General features: G+C 39.0%; 22 protein-coding genes and 1 pseudogene. 15 read left to right on the plus strand and 8 right to left on the minus strand.

What is annotated here, in order from left to right:
* Positions 1-177 precede the first annotated feature (177 nt).
* The 5 genes from ACXM1Q_RS00075 to ACXM1Q_RS00095 all read left to right on the plus strand — a co-directional run bounded on the left by ACXM1Q_RS00075 (position 178) and on the right by ACXM1Q_RS00095 (position 5,232).
* Positions 178-1,137, plus strand: coding sequence for an ROK family glucokinase (locus ACXM1Q_RS00075; RefSeq protein WP_458515295.1), 960 nt, complete (start codon positions 178-180; stop codon positions 1,135-1,137).
* 130 nt (positions 1,138-1,267) lie between these two features.
* Positions 1,268-2,107, plus strand: a complete 840-nt coding sequence (locus ACXM1Q_RS00080; RefSeq protein WP_458515296.1) for a thymidylate synthase — start codon at positions 1,268-1,270, stop codon at positions 2,105-2,107.
* Entirely contained in the window at positions 2,104-3,255 is a 1,152-nt protein-coding gene (gene mutY / locus ACXM1Q_RS00085) for an A/G-specific adenine glycosylase (RefSeq protein ID WP_458515297.1), read from the plus strand. The genes ACXM1Q_RS00080 and mutY overlap by 4 nt, the downstream gene beginning before the upstream one ends.
* A 568-nt stretch (positions 3,256-3,823) precedes the next feature.
* On the plus strand, positions 3,824-4,471 hold the full coding sequence (locus ACXM1Q_RS00090; protein WP_458515298.1) for an ABC transporter ATP-binding protein: 648 nt from the start codon (positions 3,824-3,826) through the stop codon (positions 4,469-4,471).
* Positions 4,468-5,232 (plus strand): ABC transporter permease, encoded by a 765-nt coding sequence (locus tag ACXM1Q_RS00095; protein ID WP_458515299.1) that lies wholly within the window; start codon positions 4,468-4,470, stop codon positions 5,230-5,232. The genes ACXM1Q_RS00090 and ACXM1Q_RS00095 overlap by 4 nt, the downstream gene beginning before the upstream one ends.
* Before the next feature lie 202 nt (positions 5,233-5,434).
* On the opposite strand, the gene ACXM1Q_RS00100 is transcribed toward ACXM1Q_RS00095, so the two are convergent.
* The 7 genes from ACXM1Q_RS00100 to ACXM1Q_RS00130 all read right to left on the minus strand — a co-directional run bounded on the left by ACXM1Q_RS00100 (position 5,435) and on the right by ACXM1Q_RS00130 (position 11,849).
* Entirely contained in the window at positions 5,435-7,153 is a 1,719-nt protein-coding gene (locus tag ACXM1Q_RS00100; protein WP_458515300.1) for a phospho-sugar mutase, read from the minus strand.
* A 43-nt stretch (positions 7,154-7,196) separates the two neighbouring features.
* Positions 7,197-7,760, minus strand: a complete 564-nt coding sequence (locus ACXM1Q_RS00105) for an ECF transporter S component (RefSeq protein WP_458515301.1) — start codon at positions 7,758-7,760, stop codon at positions 7,197-7,199.
* Entirely contained in the window at positions 7,753-8,298 is a 546-nt protein-coding gene (coaC, locus tag ACXM1Q_RS00110; protein ID WP_458515302.1) for a phosphopantothenoylcysteine decarboxylase, read from the minus strand. Before coaC ends, ACXM1Q_RS00105 begins: the two co-directional genes overlap by 8 nt.
* A gap of 1 nt (position 8,299) precedes the next feature.
* Positions 8,300-8,986: a phosphopantothenate--cysteine ligase gene (locus ACXM1Q_RS00115; RefSeq protein WP_458515303.1), complete on the minus strand. Its 687-nt coding sequence runs from the start codon at positions 8,984-8,986 to the stop codon at positions 8,300-8,302.
* A complete protein-coding gene (locus tag ACXM1Q_RS00120) occupies positions 8,983-10,224 on the minus strand; it encodes a tyrosine-type recombinase/integrase (protein WP_458515304.1) in 1,242 nt (413 codons plus the stop codon). The genes ACXM1Q_RS00115 and ACXM1Q_RS00120 overlap by 4 nt, the downstream gene beginning before the upstream one ends.
* Positions 10,225-10,352: 128 nt before the next feature.
* Positions 10,353-11,375 carry an SAP domain-containing protein gene (locus ACXM1Q_RS00125; RefSeq protein ID WP_458515305.1) on the minus strand — a complete coding sequence of 341 codons (1,023 nt, stop codon included), beginning with the start codon at positions 11,373-11,375 and terminating at the stop codon, positions 10,353-10,355.
* A gap of 9 nt (positions 11,376-11,384) precedes the next feature.
* Positions 11,385-11,849: a helix-turn-helix domain-containing protein gene (locus ACXM1Q_RS00130; protein WP_458515306.1), complete on the minus strand. Its 465-nt coding sequence runs from the start codon at positions 11,847-11,849 to the stop codon at positions 11,385-11,387.
* Positions 11,850-12,008: 159 nt separating this feature from the next.
* On the opposite strand from ACXM1Q_RS00130, the gene ACXM1Q_RS00135 reads away from it, so the two are divergent.
* From ACXM1Q_RS00135 to ACXM1Q_RS00155, 5 genes are all read left to right on the plus strand, one after another.
* The gene (locus ACXM1Q_RS00135) at positions 12,009-12,224 is read left to right on the plus strand and encodes a DUF739 family protein (RefSeq protein ID WP_458515307.1); all 216 of its coding nucleotides are present in this window, start codon (positions 12,009-12,011) and stop codon (positions 12,222-12,224) included.
* A gap of 130 nt (positions 12,225-12,354) precedes the next feature.
* Positions 12,355-13,110, plus strand: coding sequence for a phage antirepressor KilAC domain-containing protein (locus ACXM1Q_RS00140; protein WP_458515308.1), 756 nt, complete (start codon positions 12,355-12,357; stop codon positions 13,108-13,110).
* A gap of 11 nt (positions 13,111-13,121) precedes the next feature.
* Complete coding sequence (locus ACXM1Q_RS00145; RefSeq protein ID WP_458515309.1) at positions 13,122-13,376, plus strand: hypothetical protein; 255 nt, start codon at positions 13,122-13,124, stop codon at positions 13,374-13,376.
* Between the two features lie 14 nt (positions 13,377-13,390).
* On the plus strand, positions 13,391-13,660 hold the full coding sequence (locus ACXM1Q_RS00150; protein ID WP_458515310.1) for a hypothetical protein: 270 nt from the start codon (positions 13,391-13,393) through the stop codon (positions 13,658-13,660).
* A complete protein-coding gene (locus tag ACXM1Q_RS00155) occupies positions 13,653-13,799 on the plus strand; it encodes a hypothetical protein (RefSeq protein WP_458515311.1) in 147 nt (48 codons plus the stop codon). The genes ACXM1Q_RS00150 and ACXM1Q_RS00155 overlap by 8 nt, the downstream gene beginning before the upstream one ends.
* On the opposite strand, the gene ACXM1Q_RS00160 is transcribed toward ACXM1Q_RS00155, so the two are convergent.
* Entirely contained in the window at positions 13,782-13,955 is a 174-nt protein-coding gene (locus ACXM1Q_RS00160; protein ID WP_458515312.1) for a hypothetical protein, read from the minus strand. The genes ACXM1Q_RS00155 and ACXM1Q_RS00160 overlap by 18 nt on opposite strands.
* Positions 13,956-14,074: 119 nt before the next feature.
* Here ACXM1Q_RS00160 and ACXM1Q_RS00165 point away from each other — a divergent pair, with 119 nt between their 5' ends.
* From ACXM1Q_RS00165 to ACXM1Q_RS00185, 5 genes and pseudogenes are all read left to right on the plus strand, one after another.
* Entirely contained in the window at positions 14,075-14,227 is a 153-nt protein-coding gene (locus ACXM1Q_RS00165) for a hypothetical protein (RefSeq protein WP_458515313.1), read from the plus strand.
* Positions 14,217-14,381 carry a hypothetical protein gene (locus tag ACXM1Q_RS00170; RefSeq protein WP_458515314.1) on the plus strand — a complete coding sequence of 55 codons (165 nt, stop codon included), beginning with the start codon at positions 14,217-14,219 and terminating at the stop codon, positions 14,379-14,381. Before ACXM1Q_RS00165 ends, ACXM1Q_RS00170 begins: the two co-directional genes overlap by 11 nt.
* An 87-nt stretch (positions 14,382-14,468) precedes the next feature.
* On the plus strand, positions 14,469-14,726 hold the full coding sequence (locus tag ACXM1Q_RS00175) for a hypothetical protein (protein ID WP_458515315.1): 258 nt from the start codon (positions 14,469-14,471) through the stop codon (positions 14,724-14,726).
* A gap of 11 nt (positions 14,727-14,737) precedes the next feature.
* The gene (locus ACXM1Q_RS00180) at positions 14,738-14,935 is read left to right on the plus strand and encodes a helix-turn-helix domain-containing protein (RefSeq protein WP_458515316.1); all 198 of its coding nucleotides are present in this window, start codon (positions 14,738-14,740) and stop codon (positions 14,933-14,935) included.
* Positions 14,936-15,020: 85 nt separating this feature from the next.
* A pseudogene (locus ACXM1Q_RS00185) lies at positions 15,021-15,173 on the plus strand (helix-turn-helix domain-containing protein); the annotation flags it as partial.
* Positions 15,174-15,480: the final 307 nt, after the last annotated feature.

Here is a 15,480-nt window from a genome sequence, read left to right on the forward strand (position 1 = left end):
TCGGAATAATATCTGGCTTAAAAAGAACCTCTGGTTTGAAGCAGAGGTTATTGTTGATTTGCAAAAAAAGATTCGTGAGATTAGCTCTAACCATTCATAAAGCAAGCGTTTGCCTCTTTTCAGGAAGGGGGATTTTTGATATACTAAAACCGATATAAAAATCGAAGGAGTTCGAAAATGGAGAAGAAAATCATCGGTATTGATCTTGGGGGAACATCCGTAAAATTTGCAATTTTGACACAGGCGGGTGAAATTCAAGAAAAATGGTCTATCAAAACCAATATTCTAGATGAGGGAAGCCATATTGTTCCAGAAATGATTGCTTCGATCAAACATCACTTGGAGCTATTGAATTTAACAGCTGAAAATTTCCTTGGAATCGGTATGGGTTCTCCGGGTGTTGTTGACCGTAAAGCTGGTACAGTTGTTGGAGCCTATAATCTTAACTGGAAAACTCTTCAGCCAGTAAAAAAACAGATGGAAGAAGGACTTGGTATTCCATTCTTTATTGACAACGATGCCAACGTTGCAGCACTTGGTGAACAATGGGTAGGTGCTGGTAGTAATGATCCAGATGTAGTTTTCATGACTCTTGGAACCGGTGTTGGTGGTGGTGTCATTGCTGATGGCAATCTGATTCACGGTGTTGCAGGTGCCGGTGGCGAATTGGGGCATATTGTCGTAGACTTTGATCAACCAATTATGTGTACCTGTGGGAAACCAGGTTGCTTGGAAACCGTTGCTTCAGCGACTGGTATTGTTAACCTGACTCGTCGTTATGCAGATGAGTATGCAGGAGATGCTCGTTTGAAACAATTAATCGATGATGGTGACGATGTAACGGCTAAAGTTGTCTTTGATCTCGCTAAAGAAGGGGATGAGTTGGCTTTGATTGTGTACCGTAATTTTTCTCGATATCTTGGAATAGCATGTGCGAATATTGCTAGCATTCTAAATCCATCAACCATTGTTATTGGTGGCGGTGTTTCTGCGGCTGGAGAGTTCCTCTTGAAAGGTGTAGAAGAAGTCTTTAAAGCAAATGCTTTTCCACAAGTAGCCAGCTCTACCAAGTTATCTTTGGCCCAATTGGGGAATGACGCCGGTGTCATTGGAGCAGCTTCCTTGGTTCGCCAATAATGAACGAAGAGGAATAGGAAAGAACTCTTTGGTTGCCCCAATCAACCACTGCGTTAAAGAATGTTCATGAACTAAAAATTAGAGGCTGGTATCTTGCCCAGCCTCTTCTAACGTGAGAAGGAAATAGGCAATGACATACGCAGATGAAATATTTAAGACCAATATACGAAAAATCCTTGATGAAGGTGTTATGAGTGAGCAGGCTAGACCTCTGTATAAAGACGGTCGGCCTGCCCATTCGAAATACATTACGGGTTCTTTTGCTGAATACGATTTATCTAAAGGTGAATTTCCTATCACCAGCCTACGACCAATTCCTATCAAATCGGCGATTAAAGAGATCTTGTGGATTTACCAAGATCAGTCCAACAGCCTAGACCTGTTAACTGAAAAATATGGAGTTCACTATTGGAATGACTGGGAAGTGGGCAATACTAGAACCATTGGACAACGATATGGAGCTGTTGTAAAAGAACATAGGATTATGGATCGTATCTTGGAACAACTCGCAGAAAATCCTTGGAACCGGCGGAATGTCATTTCTCTATGGGACTACCAAGCCTTTGATCAGACTGAGGGACTGTTACCGTGTGCTTTTCAAACGATGTTTGATGTTCGTCGGGTAGATGGAGATATCTATTTAGATGCTACTTTGACGCAACGTTCTAACGATATGCTAGTGGCTCATCACATTAATGCAATGCAATATGTTGCTCTGCAAATGATGGTTGCCAAACATTTTGGGTGGAAAGTCGGAAAATTCTTTTACTTTGTCAATAATCTTCATATTTATGACAATCAGTTTCCACAAGCTGAGGAATTATTGAGTCGTATACCCACTAACCAATCCCCGCGGTTGATGTTACATGTTCCAGATGGGACTAATTTTTATGATATAAGAATTGAGGATTTTGAATTGGTTGATTATGATCCAGTTCATCCACAATTGAAATTTGATTTAGCAATATGATTGATTTGAAAAAATATGGTATCGAAATGTGGCCTGAAGAGAAGATTCAGGCTTTTCGGTTGGCCTTGCTTCGTTGGTATGATCAAGAAAAAAGAGATTTGCCTTGGAGGGAAAATACAGATCCTTATCGTATATGGGTTTCGGAAATTATGCTTCAGCAGACTCGTGTTGATACAGTGATTCCTTATTTTCATCGTTTTCTGAAAACATTTCCGACAATCCAAGACTTGGCAGCTGCTGAAGAAGAAATTCTGCTAAAAACCTGGGAAGGACTAGGTTATTATTCGCGAGTTCGGAATATGCAGACGGCAGCTCAGACGATGGTCGAGGAGTATCAGGGACGTTTCCCAGAAACCATGGAAGAGATTCGAAAACTGAAAGGAATTGGTCCTTATACCGCAGGAGCTATCGCAAGTATCGCTTTTAATTTACCGGAACCAGCTGTTGACGGTAATGTGATGCGGGTATTAGCGAGGCTTTTTGAAGTCAATCTGGATATTGGAAATCCAACGAATCGGAAGATTTTTCAAGCTATGATGGAAGTGTTGATTGATCCTCAACGACCAGGAGACTTTAATCAAGCCTTGATGGATCTTGGATCTGACATTGAAGCTCCAGTTAATCCAAGACCAGAAGAAAGTCCCGTTAAAGAATTTTCAGCAGCCTATTTACATGGAACGATGGACAAATATCCCATTAAGGCTCCTAAGAAAAAGCCAGTACCGATTTATTTGAAGGCTTTTATTCTGCAAAATCAAGAGGGGAAATTCCTTCTGGAAAAAAATGATCACAGTAAACTCCTAGCAGGTTTTTGGCATTTTCCCTTAATAGAAGTAGAGGAGGAACCAGAAGTGGATCTGTTTCATCCAATACTTGAGGTTAGTGAGGTTGTAGATGCACGCACGCGCCTTGAAGCGGACTATCCTTTCGAGATTGAGTGGGAGGAATACCAATTCCCACAAGTAAAACATGTCTTTAGTCATCGTAAATGGCATATTGACATCCAGCTAGGGCAAGTGAAGGGGACTCCAGAGTTACCAGATGGTAGCCTTTGGTTATCCGCAGAGGAATTCAGTTCTTACCCTTTGGCTAGACCTCAACAAAAAATTTGGGAAGTGTTTCTAAGCCAGAAAATTGATGGTTTTTGATAAAACTACCTGGAAAGAAATAAGATCATAGGAATTGTATTATAGTTTTAAGTTTAGTGAGGGTATTTCAGCCCTAATGTATAGGAGTGCTCCTTTACTTTATATGAAATTTACGATAGCAGTATAGAATAGGCTCATTTCTTTATCGCCTATCACCCAAAAAGAGTTACAAACTGAGGTAACTCTTTTTCCTTTTTTCTGTGGGTATATTCGATTGTTTCTTTAAATAGTTTCAGATTTTCCGCAATCATTCGATATCTTTAGCCTTGAATGACAGGCTTAAATAATCTTTGTATTTTATGAAAATTATTATGTTTTTAAAAACTATTGACAAGACCGTTCATAAGTGTATAATTAGAACAGTTCTAAATAAAAAGAATAGGGTGCGACATAGACAGACTTTGGGAAAAATCTGTTAGGAATTACTAGTGACAAAAGAAGGTTAGGAAATCGTCTCACAATGTCATCAATCGCGGAGAAGAGGAGTGGCAACTCGACGTTATCTATAGCCCTGTTCATAAAAGTCAAGTTCTTGTAATTGTAGAGGAGGAAGTAGGAGAGTATGGATATGCATTCATCTAAGTTGATTCAATTAGAGACGATTGGCTTTTCCCATGAAGGAAAGTCGATTTTAGAAGACATCACTTTTTCCATTAGTGAAGGGGAGCGTGTCCAATTAGTGGGACCATCAGGTAGTGGAAAAAGTACGATTTTGAAATTAATTGCAGGAATTCAATCTCCTACACAAGGGCAAATTTTCTACCAAGGACGGAATCTGGATGATTTGGATATGCCAGTTTACCGACGCAGTGTATCCTATTGTTACCAGCAACCGGTTCTTTTTGGAACAACAGTCGAGGATAATTTGGCTTTCCCTTACCAAATTCGGCAACAAGATTTTGATTCAGAGCAGGCTCTTCTTGCACTTTCTTCCGTTGATTTATCAGCAGATTTTTTACAGAAAAAAATCATTGAATTATCTGGTGGAGAGAAACAACGGGTTGCTCTTATCCGGAATCTGTTATTTGAACCAGATGTCTTGTTGTTGGATGAAATTACAGCAGGGCTTGATCCACGAACTAAGGACATTGTTCGCGAGCTTCTGGAAAATTACCATGCTAAAGGAAAAACATTAATAGAAGTTAGTCATGATCAAGATGAGATCATGCAGGCGAAACGTATTATTTCCATTCAAGGAGGGAGAATGCAATCATGACATCTGTATCCGTTGATAATCTATCACTGGCTTTGGTTTTTGGATTGGTATTAGTGGCGCTTGCAATTAGCCAAAAGGAAAAACTAGACTTAACCAAGGATATTCTGTGGGCAGTTGGTCGCACAGTTGTCCAACTTTTTTTGGTGGGTTATGTTTTGCATTTTATCTTTGCAGCATCTAATGCGGTACTTAGTCTCGCTATGGTTTTGGTTATTCTTTTCAATGCAAGTTTACAGGCTAATAAGCGAAATCCTAATCCCAATAAGAAACAAATATATCCATTCATAGCCCTCCTAGTATCAACTGGACTGACTCTTTCTATTCTGATTTTATCAGGAGCTATTCAATTTATTCCGTCTCAGGTGATTCCAATAACAGGGATGTTGGCTAGTAATGCCATGACAGCTATCGGCTTGTCTTATCGAGCTATGTATCGATCTTTTACAGATAATCGTCAAGCGGTCTTGGAAAAATTGAGTTTAGGCGCTCCCATTAAATTGGTGTCTCAAGATATATTACGAGAATCCATTCGTACGGGGATGCAGCCTACGATTGATTCTGCCAAAACAGTTGGGCTAGTGAGTTTACCTGGAATGATGTCAGGGTTAATTTTCGCTGGAGTAGATCCAGTCGAAGCGATTCGCTATCAAATCATGGTCATGTTTATGCTCTTGTCTGCGACTAGTATAGCCTCTATGTTGGCTTCTTATGCAGCCTATAAAACGTATTTTAATGATAAGGCTCAATTAATTTTAGAGTAAGACCATTTCATTTCAAGACTTGAATGTGCCATTCTCTTGGTTGACTTGTTGTTCAGTCTTCATCTGAGAAGTTCCAGAGACACCAGCCTCATTGGTCTATAAAGTGCAGCCCAATTTGTTAGCTGAGACCTTACTTCAGATTTCGAATAGTTTTAGATATAAGAAAAAGCCCATGGAGTTTATTTCTCCAGGGCTTTTAAGGTTATTCAATAAAGGCATTAATTTCAGCTTCAATAGCTGCGATTTTTGCTTCAGCATCTTCATTGGATTCTCCAACGACTGCCAAGTAGAATTTAATTTTTGGTTCTGTACCTGAAGGACGGACAGCGATCCAGGAGCCGTCTTCCAAGGTGTATTTGAGCACGTCACTTGGTGGAGTTGTAAGAGTAGTGACTTGACCTTGAGCATCTGTTGCGGTTAATTCTTTGAAGTCTTCGGTTAGAACTACTGGACTTTGGTTGAAGTTCGCTGGAGCATGCTCACGGAATTTACTCATAATAGCTTTGATTTGAGCAGCACCATCTACACCAGAAAGAGTAACAGAGAGAGTTTTTTCAGAATAGTAGCCATATTCTTTGTAGATTTCTTCAATTCCATCAGCCAAAGTTAGTCCACGAGAACGGAAATAGGCTGCAATTTCAGCTACGATTAGAACAGCTTGAATAGCGTCTTTATCACGAACAAATGGTTTAATGAGGTAACCGAAGCTTTCTTCAAAGCCGAAGAGGTAAGTGTGGCTACCAGTGTCTTCAAATTCTTGAATCTTTTCAGCAATAAATTTGAAACCAGTCAAGACATTGAACATGGTTGCTCCATAGCTCTCAGCAATCTTAGTGACAAGATCTGTTGATACGATAGATTTAGCCAATGCTGCATTGCTTGGAAGGGTACCAGCTGATTTATGAGCTTCCAAGATGTATTTGGCGATGATAGCACCAATTTGGTTACCAGAAAGATTTTTATAGGAGCCATCGGCTTGCAAGACTTCAACACCAAGCCGGTCTGCATCTGGGTCTGTTGCAATCAGAACATCGGCACCAACTTCACGGCCTAATTCTTCTGCAAGAGCAAAGGCAGCTTGACTTTCCGGATTTGGTGATTTGACAGTAGAGAAGTTAGGGTCAGCTGTTAATTGGCTTTCAACTAATTGTACAGAATCAAATCCTGCTTGAGCTAGAGCACGACGAGCTAACATTTCACCGGTTCCATGCAGTGGTGTGTAGACAATCTTCATATCCTTACCATACTCTTCAATCAATTTAGGATTGATAGTAACGGTTTGAACTTCCTTGAGGTACTCCACATCGACTGCTTCACCAATGATTTCAATGAGGTTACTTGCTTGGGCAGCTTCTGCATCAGCAACTTCAATGCTAAATGGATCTGAGATTTCACGAATGAAATCTGTCAAGGCATCTGCATCTGCTGGTGGCATTTGGCCGCCATCTTCGCCATAAACCTTGTAGCCATTGAATGGTGCAGGGTTGTGTGAAGCTGTAATCATAATTCCAGCGAAAGCATTGAGGTGGCGAACAGCAAAGGACAATTCCGGAGTTGGGCGAAGGCTTTCAAACACATAAGATTTGATGCCATGTTGGGCCAAAACAGCTGCAGCTTCCATTGCAAACTCAGGAGAGAAGTGACGGCTATCATAAGCAATAGCTACACCACGCGCTCTGAATTCATCTCCTTTATGTTCAATTAGCCGCGCTAAACCTTCAGTTGCTTGGCGGACCACAAAGATATTAATGCGATTCGTACCAGCACCGATAATCCCACGCATACCTGCGGTTCCGAATTCTAGGTTGGTATAAAAGGCATCTTCTTTTTGCTTGTCATCCATAGCTTCCAATTCTTCGCGTAAGTAAGCTGGAAGATTTTCTTGCTCAAGCCAGTTTTGATAAGATTCTAAATAGGTCATACTCTAATCTCCTTTTATTATAATCGCAATCGCTTACATTATATCACTTTTCTTTTATTTTTAAAATAGGAAAAGCAGCAGCTGTAATAAATCCAGCTAGAAGCATTTCGGCAAAAGAGTTAGTTGTGAGAATGGCAGCTAAGAAAGTTTGCAAGTTCCCTTGGTAAATTGCAGGGAATAATAAGAAAATTCCTGAAAGAACAAAGAAGGTATTGGTTAAGGAACCTAGAATACCAGCTAGACCTAATCCAAAGCGGTTGGGAAGCCATCGATAAATGAAGTAAGGAAAGAGGCCGATTAGAATTCGAGGAATAAAGGCAATTACAAGCGAGGCCCAATTACCATTCTCCACAAAGGGGGTAAAGAGATAGCTAGTAGGCTGAATAAAAATAGTATTGGTTACCATGGAGATTAGTCCCATAAAAAAACCAAGTATCATTCCAGTTTTAGGTCCATAGCGAATGGAAGCGATAATGACAGGAATATGAATTAAGGTTGGACGAATGACAAAGGGGAAGATGTTGAATACGAATCCACTTAGCCAGTGAATGACAAGCATAGCGGCTAGGAAAATAGCTAGGGCTGCAGTTGAATTGGATTTACGCAAGATCGAGAACCTCCTTCACACGTTTTAAAATAGTTGGAATCTCTGCTAGGGCACCAACGCCTTGATCACCACAGGCTAAAAGGGATTCCCGAGGTGAGACCATCTGATAGCCGTAATCATGCAATCTAGCAAGATTCTTCTGGGTTGCTGGGTGTAGATACATATTGGTATTCATGGCCGGAGCCAGTAATTTTGGAGTAGCGGTTGGTAAAGCCAAGGCTGTAGTAGTTACGATGTTATCTGCCAAGCCATGGGCTAATTTGGCTAAAGTATTGGCAGAAGCAGGGGCTACTAGGAATAGATCCGTCTCTTTAGCCAATTGGATATGATTAACCTTAGCGGGATCTGGTTCATCCATGGTATCCAGATGGACACGATTCTTGGAGAGAACCTGTAAGGTTAAGGGAGTTATGAATGCCTGTGCTGATTCAGTCATCAAAACGTGGACCTGGTGACCATTTTTGCCGAATTGACTGACCAGATCAGCGGCTTTATAGGCCGAGATACTTCCAGTTACTGCTAATGTAATGGTAGCCATGCTAGGATTCCTTTCTAACAAAATCAAGAAGTTTATAGGCGATTTCTTGTTTTGTATGGGCTTGATCAATTTGTTCGGGACCAACTAAGAAAGCTGGATGTTGGTCTTGGTCAATTTGTGATAAATCATTGGCGACAATTAAATCAGCACGGTTTTTTTTCAAGGAAGCCTGTGCTATAGAGATGAGTTCTTCCGAGCTGACAGAAACCAGTAGTTTGAAGCCAATCAGGCGAATAGCAGGATTCCAATCTTTGATTTTTTGGATCAGCTTAGGCGTTTTCTCTAAGAAAATTACTTGGTGCTTGGCTGTAGAGGAATGTTTCCCTCCTTTTTGTTCTGGTTCTAAAAAGACCTGATAAGTGGATACTTCTTGAAGTTTTTCTAGAGGTACCATTTGCAAAGGACGGTAGTCTGAAACTGCCATACTGTGAATGAGGACATGATGGTTGGGGACTTGCTCTTGAAGGGCCGATTCTAAGTCACTGGTAGTTTTGATGAGAATTTGTTGGAGCTTTGGATGAGCTTGAGGCTTCACCGCATTGGGGGTTGTAATCAAAGTGACTGCAAATCCAGCTTCCAAAAAAGTTTGGGCAATTTGACTACCCAATCGACCAGTGGATTGATTGGTAATGGCCCGGACCTGATCAATAGGTTCGCTAGTCCCGCCGGATGTTATTAAAATTTTCATATGCTCATTATACACCTTTTACTGTATAAAAGTGTATCTATTGAGATAAATCCTATAGATACTGTATTTTCAGGCTTTTTAAGAGGATAGTTAATCCAAAGGGGACATAGAAGGGGCAAAAGATTATTTAGTTTACCGATTAAATCGTCACTCATTCGCTTTGTTACATGACTATAGATTTCCATAGTCACTTTTGAATCGCTATGTCCGACTCTTTCCATAATCAAAGGGATTGGTGTCCCAAGTTCGACCAAAAGCGAGATGTGAGAATGTCTGAAAAAGTGACTTGTAATTTGTTTATCCAAGCCTGCGCTCTTTCTACTTCTTTCCAAGAATCCGTTAAAAGATCTCAAATTCATTGGTTCAGGATTTCCGAAAATGAATCGTCCGTTGATACCTCGAATTATATTTTCCTCAATCTGTTCTTTGATTGCATGAAGCGTAGAGTCGCTAACTGAAATTATACGTTTTGATTTTTTTGTTTTGGGTGTAGTTATTTTTTTACTAGTATTACTAAAACTTTGTTTTATCGATATTGTCTTTTTATCAAAGTCCACTGACTCTAGCTCAAGAGCAGCTAACTCTCCGAATCGCATACCTGTCAAATACAATACTTTTATAGCTCGCAGGTATCTAGGTCTGTATTTGTTTTTGTCTGCTTCTTGTTCCAGATAAGAGATGAACTGTAAATACTCTTCACGATCTAAATATTTAGAATTTGTTTTCTCTATCTCAGTATCCGTCTTAATTTGTTTTGGCAGTTCCACATACTGAAGTTCATTGTTTTCAATATACCCCATTCGGATAGCATACTTTAAAGATTGATTCACACAGCTTTTTATCTGACGGATCGTACCAAGGCTATATCCTTTATCTATTAGTTGATCAAAAAGTTTTTGAAGAAATCGTCTATCTATGTTTTGAATCAAGTAGTCTGTAGGAATCATCGATAGGATAATGTTGATATTTAATTGACGATTTATTCTAGTCGATTCTTTAATACTACGAGCGTGAATTTTTTCGAAGTCTTTGGCCAATTCGTGGAAAGTTATCTGTTCAGTGATCTTTGAGCTTGTCTTCTCATCTATTTTTCCTTGGAGCAAGACAAGAGCCTGCCTCTTTGCCTGCGGTGATTTCTTGTCCAGTGTGACAGATACCTTTTTCCACTTCTCACTATATGGGTCTTTGTATCGCTCAAAGTATTTGTATTTTCCTGTCTTGGTCTCTTCGATCCACATTGTTTTTTACCTCATTTCTTGATAAAATGGGTATAAGAAAAAGAGCTTTTGAATGCTTGTTTTCTTATACGATCTGATTCTCTACACTTCGGCTTTGGTCGGTTGGAAGTGTAGGGGATTTTTTGTTTTTATAAATAGTAATCGTATGTATATTTACTATATTTCGAGAGATATTTTTCGATTACACGTAAGTCTTTAACTAGAATATTATCACGGATAAATTCAATATCTTTATTAGTTAAAAATGTCTTTTCATTAAAAGATCTAAAAAGTCTCTCTGCTCTTTTGAAGCAATCGAGGTATTCATCGTGATCACGTTCCTCAGCTATGTTTCTCAAATCATTCACGACATAGCTATTAAGCATACCATCTTCGTCATATATTGGCATTGTTGAGTCATTCTCAGGAAATTTTAGGTTATGAGAAATACCAGAAGCGTCTAATAAAGTGACTAATATATAATACATCATATAGTCAAGTTTATTCTGTTTTTGATAAGTTTCCGCTAGTGCTAGGTAATCACTTCTTACAGAACCATAGAAACCTCGTTCTTTGTTTTTATTGATTCTATCAATAAGAATTGCTTGTTTGATTGCGTCAAAAGACATGCCGTGTGGGAGTTTATCCCGATAGGATTGAAATTCATAGGGGGTAATATCTACATCACGATGAGCGTCAACTATCCATTGGTTTTCTTTGATTATCTCTTCCCCATCTTCTGTTAAACAAAGTCCAATAGGTATATCTGCTTCAGTAATGGAGTAATTGTCCATTATTCGCTGTATGAGAATATCTTTTTTTCCACTAACAGGTAGATTATATTTTTTTAAAATTGCCTTCAGGTTAACAACTTTTAGTCTTGCTAAACTTCTGTGGGATTTTTGACTTTTTAGAAATCCCATATTTACTAATTTATTCCTATGCCTTTGGGGGTTAATTTTGTAGTCGTATTCGAAGTATCCAGGCAACCTATCAGATGTTGATGTACTAATCCAGTATAAGAGGACAATGTCTCCTAGTTCAAGTGAATCATCCTCATCTATTTCCTGGTGATCTGCATGAGGGTAGAGGGGTATAGCTGGCTCGTCGAATGTATTTGTAGACTCTGAGTTATAAAATAGCTTTTCTATCAATTTTGAAAAGAAGTTCATATATTCCTCCTATAGATTTTCTAAAAGCTCAATAATCATATCTAGTTTATTGTTTGTTTCTCTTTGAATTGCTATCAATTCGTCTATTTTGTTTATAAGGGATCGCTGGAGTTTTAAATCAGCGACATTAAGGCGCTTCATGCTCTCTTGATGTTTTTCAGAGTTACCAAAATTATAGGTGCTGTTGTCTCCATCGTAATTCGAGACACTATTTTCTCCACCTTTAGGTTGGTTGATGCTGCGGTTTCCTTCTAGAATCGAAGTGGACTCATCTGTCCAACCCATGAAATAAGCTGGACTGGTGTTTAACGCTGCAGCAATCCTTGCTAAAGTTTCAGTAGGCATTTTTTCGATGTCCCCTTTTTCATATCTAAAAATTGTTGAGCGTGACACGCCAATTTTTTCAGCTAGCCAATCGGCGTTGAGACCGAGTTCAGTTCTACGTTTCTTGATTCTTTCACCTACATTCATCATTCACCTCTATAGCTTTCTAAATAAATTATACACCTTATGTAGCATTATTGCAACAAAAAATAATCGCAATAATGGGATTTTATTGTTGACATTTAATTTTTGGTAGTTTATAATTTAGTCACAAAGTCGCACTAATGCGATTGAGAAAGGAGGTTTCTTATGGTCGACGTTTTAAAGTTAAAAGGTAAGATTGTTGAAAAAAATACAACTCAAGAAGCTTTAGCAGATAAAATGGGCATTGATAGAAGTACCTTTTATCGAAAAATGAAGCAAGGTGGGAATTTTTCAATTAAAGAAGCTAATGCTATAGTCCAGTATTTAAGTCTATCTAGAGACGAAGCGCTGAGAATTTTTTTTGCAGAAACTGTAGCGTAAATGCGACAAAGTTACTACTTTTCTCAAATAAGGAGGAAGAAAGTATGATTATTTTGAAATTAATAGCGTTGGCTTTTCAGTTAATTGCTCTAGTTTTCTTGATTCTTACTGTTTTAGAAAGGAGAAAATAATGAATGAAATCTTTGATTTTCGTGGACAGCAAGTCCGCACAGTAACTATTGACAATGAGCCTTACTTTGTCGGTAAAGATGTGGCAACTATTTTAGGATATACAAATTCCAGAAAAGCATTACTAGATCATGTTGATGAAGATGACAAAACAGATGGGGTAACGATTCGTGACTCCATGGGAAGAAGTCAAAATCCTATAGTCATCAACGAGTCGGGTCTATATTCGCTAATTTTATCTAGTAGATTACCTCAAGCCAAAGAGTTCAAGCGTTGGGTCACATCGGAGGTGTTGCCAGCTATCCGTAAACATGGAATGTTTGCAACTGATGAGCTACTTGATAACCCCGACTTTGCAATTGCGACATTACAGAAGCTAAAAGAAGAGCGTGAGGCTAAAAAGTTGCTAGAAGCTCAAATCGAGGCGGACAAACCCAAGGTTTTATTCGCTGATGCAGTTAGTGCGAGTCAGTCGTCTATTTTGGTTGGTGAGCTGGCAAAGCTAATTAAGCAGAATGGAGTAGACATTGGAGCGACTCGTCTATTCGAGTGGCTGCGAAACCAAGGTTATTTAATCAAGCGCAAGGGTCGTGATTGGAATATGCCGACTCAGAAAAGTGCAGAACTTGGATTGATCCGCATCAAAGAAACGAGTATTACTCATTCTGATGGACATATTACCGTAAACAAGACACCGCTCGTGACGGGTAAAGGTCAACAGTACTTTATCAATAAATTTTTAGACCAGGTGTCTTAAGGAGTGCAGTTATGAATCTTGAACATAAATACCTTGAAATTTCAGGTGAAATTGCAGGCCGTATTGAAGCGGAAACAGAAAAAGACCTACTTGTTCGGAGAGCGATAGTTCTTGGTGAAGCTATCGGGCTATGCGAGCAAGCGGTCTATGTGAATAAGGGAATTCTAGATAGTTATTGGGTTAGAATCGTTGAACTATCCACTGTTTCTGAAACCGTCAATAGCGTTAACAGCGCTAATCTGGTTAGGAAATACTTGAACATGTAGAAAGGAGAACAAATATGGGGCCATTAGATAAATTAAAAGTAACAATTGGAATTAAACCGCATCGTGAACATGAACACGGTAATCGACTTAATTCGTCAGCGTATTCTGTAAAAATCAATGATTGGGAATTAGGACGTGGAGTGACGCATTTTAGCTTGGATATGAAAGCTAACGAAAAACCAACAGCCACTATCACCTTCCGCCCAGATGTTATTGAGGTAGATGGAGTAGTGGCTGACCTGGAGACCTTATTGTCTGAAATTGAAGGAGAAGAAAATGCGTGAAGAAATTTTTAATTTACAAAAAGAGTTAATTTCATACACGGAAGAAGTTCTAAAGGAATCAGATAAAAAAGACCCTGCGGCCATTATCGCAGTCGCAGAGCTTTTGAAAGTAATAGACAACTCAATCTTCCATTTTTAGAGCATTCAGGATATGTTGAAATTGTTCACCAACATATTCACCGAGTTCCTTATGGAAAGTTGGATCTTTATGTAGTCTATTGTTGTAGCTTTTGTAGAGTTCTTCATGAAGAGAAACTACAATTTCTACAGCTGCTTCAGCACGAGTTTTACTCATCGCCATTCCACCTTTCTATTAGATTTGAGTAGATATTGAAAGGGTTTTCTACTCAAATTCACATTACTAAAATATTTTTATTTTGTAATCGGTCTCAAGACTGATATTTGGAGGTTATCATGGAAGACAAAATGGTTGAAATAACAGACTACTTGCTTGGTAAAAGTAAGACCTATAGCGAAGCACAAATGCTTGGTAAAGAACTTTTTAAAAGAGTAGCTCATGAAATCGAGTTAAGGGCTTTGGAAGAGAGGATCACACATGAGACCTAAAAAATACCCCTATTCAAAACAGAGGTACCAAGATGGTGCCGTTACAGAAACTTGGTATACAGATGGAACTTCTAAAACTTATCTGGAAATTGCCATTGTAGATACATGGACTGGGAAGACAGTAGGTTATCGTCATGAAGTTAGGGAAGAATAGGGAATAGAAAAAAGCCCCAGCGACGGCAATCGCTAAGGGGCTCAAGAATAAATATTCACGTTAATTATATCACAGGAAGGAGTTCGTATGGACACAATTATCAGAATTGAAGATGTCATAATCGAAAAAATTTCAGCAAACGACGCCGAGTTAAGTCATATCTTTGGCCTATCAAAAAAGGTTTGTGGTAGGCGACGCAGAGAAATGAAGAAGATGCCGAGTCAGCAGAAACACCTGCTTGATTGTGGCAGTGTGGTGTTAGTCAAAGGTTTTCAACAGTATTTGGCTTACCGAGGTAGTCAAGCATGGAAAAAAGAAATGGCCAAAATTGAGAAAGCTGGATAGGGGAGCGCAATATGAAAAATAATATCCGTGTTCTCTTGGCCAAAAGACGGGAGAAGATTGCAGACTTAGCAGAAGGTACAGGAATTTCAAAGAGTACCCTGACCGCTATCTACTATGAGCGAACCAAGAACCCATCTTTTGAGACCATGAAGAAAGTTGCTGATTATTTCGGAGTAACGATTGATGAACTGATACAAGTTGATCATTAGAAGGAGGTTAGAGACGTGACGGAAAAAGTACCAAACATCTTTCAGAAACACAAATGAGAACTACACATCAGTAAATAACGCTTTCATCAGAGACAAGTCCTTAGAGCCTGCAACGATAGGTATTTTACTTGTCATTCTCTCAAATGATCCGCACTGGATAGTCTATCCAGAAGAAATTGCGAAAAGAATGGGAATCAGTAGGACAACCGTAGATAGACATTTCAAAATTTTAGAAAAATCCGGTTACATGAGGACTATTAGATTCAATCTTAAAAATAGGGGAGGATCAGTGGTTCGAAGATTATTTTCAGATGTACCGGTAACCGATGTATTTTTTGAATACTGGAAAGGTAAGGTTGAAAAAGAATTGTTCGATGATAGTAACCAAGAATCCAGTTCGTAGATTCTGTGATGTGGAAATCTGTGATGTGGAAATCTGTGATGTGGAAATCTGTGATGTGGAAATCTGTGATGTGGAAATCTGTGCACTAATAAATACTAAATAACAATAAGTATTAAATAACAATAATACAGGCTACGCCACA

The organism is Streptococcus sp. 10F2, from assembly GCF_054331515.2.

Coding starts and splice junctions, on each gene's coding strand:
- ACXM1Q_RS00075 (WP_458515295.1), top strand. CDS start 178: ATGGAGAAGAAAATCATCGGTATTGATCTTGGGGGAACATCCGTAAAA.
- ACXM1Q_RS00080 (WP_458515296.1), top strand. CDS start 1,268: ATGACATACGCAGATGAAATATTTAAGACCAATATACGAAAAATCCTT.
- mutY (WP_458515297.1), top strand. CDS start 2,104: ATGATTGATTTGAAAAAATATGGTATCGAAATGTGGCCTGAAGAGAAG.
- ACXM1Q_RS00090 (WP_458515298.1), top strand. CDS start 3,824: ATGCATTCATCTAAGTTGATTCAATTAGAGACGATTGGCTTTTCCCAT.
- ACXM1Q_RS00095 (WP_458515299.1), top strand. CDS start 4,468: ATGACATCTGTATCCGTTGATAATCTATCACTGGCTTTGGTTTTTGGA.
- ACXM1Q_RS00100 (WP_458515300.1), bottom strand. CDS start 7,153: ATGACCTATTTAGAATCTTATCAAAACTGGCTTGAGCAAGAAAATCTT.
- coaC (WP_458515302.1), bottom strand. CDS start 8,298: ATGGCTACCATTACATTAGCAGTAACTGGAAGTATCTCGGCCTATAAA.
- ACXM1Q_RS00115 (WP_458515303.1), bottom strand. CDS start 8,986: ATGAAAATTTTAATAACATCCGGCGGGACTAGCGAACCTATTGATCAG.
- ACXM1Q_RS00120 (WP_458515304.1), bottom strand. CDS start 10,224: ATGTGGATCGAAGAGACCAAGACAGGAAAATACAAATACTTTGAGCGA.
- ACXM1Q_RS00125 (WP_458515305.1), bottom strand. CDS start 11,375: ATGAACTTCTTTTCAAAATTGATAGAAAAGCTATTTTATAACTCAGAG.
- ACXM1Q_RS00130 (WP_458515306.1), bottom strand. CDS start 11,849: ATGATGAATGTAGGTGAAAGAATCAAGAAACGTAGAACTGAACTCGGT.
- ACXM1Q_RS00135 (WP_458515307.1), top strand. CDS start 12,009: ATGGTCGACGTTTTAAAGTTAAAAGGTAAGATTGTTGAAAAAAATACA.
- ACXM1Q_RS00140 (WP_458515308.1), top strand. CDS start 12,355: ATGAATGAAATCTTTGATTTTCGTGGACAGCAAGTCCGCACAGTAACT.
- ACXM1Q_RS00145 (WP_458515309.1), top strand. CDS start 13,122: ATGAATCTTGAACATAAATACCTTGAAATTTCAGGTGAAATTGCAGGC.
- ACXM1Q_RS00150 (WP_458515310.1), top strand. CDS start 13,391: ATGGGGCCATTAGATAAATTAAAAGTAACAATTGGAATTAAACCGCAT.
- ACXM1Q_RS00155 (WP_458515311.1), top strand. CDS start 13,653: ATGCGTGAAGAAATTTTTAATTTACAAAAAGAGTTAATTTCATACACG.
- ACXM1Q_RS00160 (WP_458515312.1), bottom strand. CDS start 13,955: ATGAGTAAAACTCGTGCTGAAGCAGCTGTAGAAATTGTAGTTTCTCTT.
- ACXM1Q_RS00165 (WP_458515313.1), top strand. CDS start 14,075: ATGGAAGACAAAATGGTTGAAATAACAGACTACTTGCTTGGTAAAAGT.
- ACXM1Q_RS00170 (WP_458515314.1), top strand. CDS start 14,217: ATGAGACCTAAAAAATACCCCTATTCAAAACAGAGGTACCAAGATGGT.
- ACXM1Q_RS00175 (WP_458515315.1), top strand. CDS start 14,469: ATGGACACAATTATCAGAATTGAAGATGTCATAATCGAAAAAATTTCA.
- ACXM1Q_RS00180 (WP_458515316.1), top strand. CDS start 14,738: ATGAAAAATAATATCCGTGTTCTCTTGGCCAAAAGACGGGAGAAGATT.